Annotated in this window: 4 protein-coding genes; 3 read left to right on the plus strand and 1 reads right to left on the minus strand. The window is 54.0% G+C overall.

The window, feature by feature from the left end:
* A partial coding sequence (locus FBQ85_28170; protein MDL1879010.1) for an arginase occupies positions 1-471 on the plus strand: 471 nt, incomplete at its 5' end.
* A 68-nt stretch (positions 472-539) separates the two neighbouring features.
* Here FBQ85_28170 and FBQ85_28175 read toward each other — a convergent pair.
* A complete protein-coding gene (locus FBQ85_28175; protein ID MDL1879011.1) occupies positions 540-1,100 on the minus strand; it encodes a DUF192 domain-containing protein in 561 nt (186 codons plus the stop codon).
* Between the two features lie 126 nt (positions 1,101-1,226).
* Between FBQ85_28175 and FBQ85_28180 the strand changes: the two genes are divergently transcribed.
* Positions 1,227-2,084 (plus strand): phytanoyl-CoA dioxygenase family protein, encoded by an 858-nt coding sequence (locus tag FBQ85_28180; GenBank protein MDL1879012.1) that lies wholly within the window; start codon positions 1,227-1,229, stop codon positions 2,082-2,084.
* Positions 2,085-2,155: 71 nt separating this feature from the next.
* On the plus strand, positions 2,156-3,429 hold a 1,274-nt coding region (locus tag FBQ85_28185; protein ID MDL1879013.1), incomplete at its 3' end, for a hypothetical protein.

The following is a 3,429-nucleotide window of genomic DNA, read 5'->3' on the forward strand; positions in this document are numbered from 1 at the left end:
CTCGCCGCGCTCATGGGATTCGGAGCGCCGGAGTTGGTCAACCTGGGCCGGCCCGGCGCCAAGCTCAAGCCTTCCGATGTCGTGCTCATCGGCGTGCGAGATCTCGATGCCCAGGAAAAAATTCTCTTGAAGAAAAGCGGCGTCACGATTTACACCATGCGCGAGATTGACGAACGCGGCATTTCAACGGTGATGAAAGAGGCCTTGCGGCGCTTGAGTCATCTCTCTCGCCTGCACGTTAGCCTGGACATGGACAGCCTCGATCCGCTGGATGCGCCCGGCGTAGGCACACCGGTGCCCGGCGGACTGACGTATCGCGAAGCCCATCTCATTATGGAGATGCTCGCCGATTCCAAAATGGTGCGCTCGATCGACATTGTCGAAGTCAACCCTATTCTCGATCATCGCAATCATACGTCGAGTATTGCCATCGCGTTGCTGGCCTCGCTGCTGGGACAATCGATCTTGTAACTGGATACTGGTGGCTCGCTCGTTCTTCGCTGTGAATCCGCAAAGAACCAGCAGCCGGTGACTGCTTCTTAGAATTTTACCATATCTCCCACCTTTACGCCATGCCGCTCAAACCAACCGGCGTTTGTTTCCAAAACATAAAGCGCAGGCGCCGCCGAGATATAATTCTTGCTTTCATCAATCGGCTCCATTTGTTGAATGTCAACGATCTTGCCCTCAGAATCGATGAAAGCAATATCCAACGGAATAAAAGTATTTCTCATCCAAAATGATTGAATGCGGGAGAATTCGAAGACGAACAGCATGCCTTGCTCCTCCGGCAACTGCTCGCGAAACATCAAGCCCTTCATGCGCTCTTCGTCGGTTTGAACGACTTCGACAAACAACGGGTGTTCTTTGATCATAATGCGCTGCCGGCCCTCGGGAATTTGAGCATCAGCCTTCGCCGCGGGCTTTTCTGCGGGCTGTTGCTTGCAGGCCACCCAACTCAGAAGGCAGAAAATGCCAAAAATGAAAATCCTTACAAGTGATCGTTTTATTGATTTCTTCACGCGACACTCCGCTTGCGTCATTTTACCTGGCTGAGGTTGAAATTTTGCACGCCAAACTAATAAGAAACTCGCTGTCATGCAAGATTGAAAGTTCGTTTGCAGACGTTGTTTGATTTGATATATTCTTTCGCTTCAAGATGCTTGCCGGCCGGCGGCAAAACTACAACCGCTTTTCAATTCACGTTGAACTCTGGAGATTTGACCATGGCATCTTCCCTGGCATCTTCCCTCAAAAGCCTTCCTGATCTGAACAGTGACTATCCGCTCACTCCGGCGCAGATTGCAGCGTTTCGCCGCGACGGGCATGTTCTGCTGCGCGGCGTGGCTTCGCCTGCTGTGCTGGAGGATTTCCGTCCTGCCATTGCCGCGAATGTTGAAGCGCTGCGCAAAGAGTACTGGGGCGGCGTTTTCAATGTGGATTTGGACAAACGCGATACCTATCACAAAGCTTTCGTGCAAATCGAGAACTTGTGGCGGCATGATGAGGCTGTCAAAAAATTCGTGATGGCGCGGCGCTTTGCAAAAATTGCGGCAGATTTGTTGGGCGTGAAAGGCGTCCGCATCTATCATGACCAGGCGCTCTTTAAAGAGCCGGGCGGCGGGCACACGCCCTGGCATCAAGATCAATACTATTGGCCGCTGGAAACGGACAAAACTCTCACGATGTGGCTGCCGCTCGTCGATGCGCCTTCCGAAATGGGGCCCATCATTTTCGCCAACGAATCGCAGCGCAACGGCCCGCTGGGATTGCTTGCGATTTCCGATGACTCGGAAGAATATTTTCGGCGCGTGGCGATCGAGCGCCAGTTTACGCTGGTGATCAACGAGCTGAGGGCGGGCGACGCCACTTTTCATTACGGCTGGACGCTGCACAAAGCGCCGGGCAACACCTCGAATCGCATGCGCGAAGTGATGACGATCATTTATTACGCCGACGGCGCTAAACTCATTGCGCCGCAAAATCCAAATCAGCAAGCCGATCTCGAGAGCTGGTTTCCCGGACAAAAGCCGGGAGAGCTGGCAGCGAGCGAGTTGAATCCGCTGGTGTATTCGCAGGAATAAGTCAAAAGCGGGAATGAAAACGGCGGGCGCGATTGTTCATTAGAACGAACCCTTTCAACTTTGGAGGATCGATGAAGATGGGACGAGCTCGCATTCACGCCGCCGTTTTTTGTTTCGCGATATTTTCAAGTTCGGCAGTCGCGCAAGACTGGCTCAAACTGACACCGGCGAGCGGAGAGGCGCCAACCCCGCGCCGCAATGCCGCGGCGATTTATGATTCGCTTGACCATCGTATGATCATCTTCGGCGGCCGCACGAATGCCGGCGACCGCAATGAAGTTTGGGCGTTCGATTTTTCCTCCAACACTTGGGAGGAGTTGACGCCCGCTACCGGTGATGCGCCTGCGCCGCGTTTTACCGCCAATGGCATTTATGATGCCGCCAACCATCGAATGCTCATTTGGTCCGGCCAGGGCGCTAGTTTCTTCAACGATGTCTGGGCCTTTGATTTCACCAGCAACGCCTGGTCGCAATTCACGCCCGCGGATCCCAAGCCCAATATCCGTTATGGCACGGCCGCGATTTTTGATCCACAAGCTCGCGATCTCGTGACGTTTGCGGGTTTCACAGATCAAGGCCGCTTCGATGACACCTGGCGTTTCGACATCGATGCTGCGACATGGGCAAAACTCCAGCTTGACACATATCCAGAAAAGCGCTGCCTGCACACCGCGAGCTACGATGCGTTGAAGCATCGCATGATTGTTTATGGCGGCCAAACCAACGGGCCGCGCGGCGATATTTGGGCATTCGATCTCAATCAAAATCACTGGGTGGATTTGACGCCCAACAACAGTCCAGCCGGCCGTTGGTTCGCGGCAAGTATTTATGAAAGCCGGGAGCATCGCCTCATCATCTTCGGCGGCAATTTGGGCGGTGGTCAAACGAATGACGTTTGGGCATTTCGTTTGAATGAAGGCAACTGGGAACAACTCTTGCCCACGGGCGAAGGGCCGGCGGCGCGCGAGGGCGCGGCGGCGATTTATGTTGAAAAGGAAAATCGCATGGTTGTGTTCGGCGGGCGCGGAGCAAGCGACTTCAATGACGTTTGGTCGTTGAACAATCTCGCACGCGCGACGGGGCTTGAGGACGATGATCTGATGCCTGCGCCACAATCATTTCACTTGCTGGGAAACTATCCTAACCCCTTTAAGCGTTCACTCCCATTGCAAGAAACGATGATTGTTTATGAGTTGGCACAGCCTGCGCACGTTTCATTGACGATTTATAACGTGATCGGCCAGCCGGTCAAGAGTTTGCTCAATCGGCGCATGGCAGCCGGGCAGCATCGCGTAAGGTGGGATGGCCGCGATGACGCGGGGAAAAAAGTGAGTTCAGGAATCTA

The sequence above is a fragment of the Cytophagia bacterium CHB2 genome, assembly GCA_030263535.1.
GTDB lineage: Bacteria > Zhuqueibacterota > Zhuqueibacteria > Zhuqueibacterales > Zhuqueibacteraceae > Coneutiohabitans.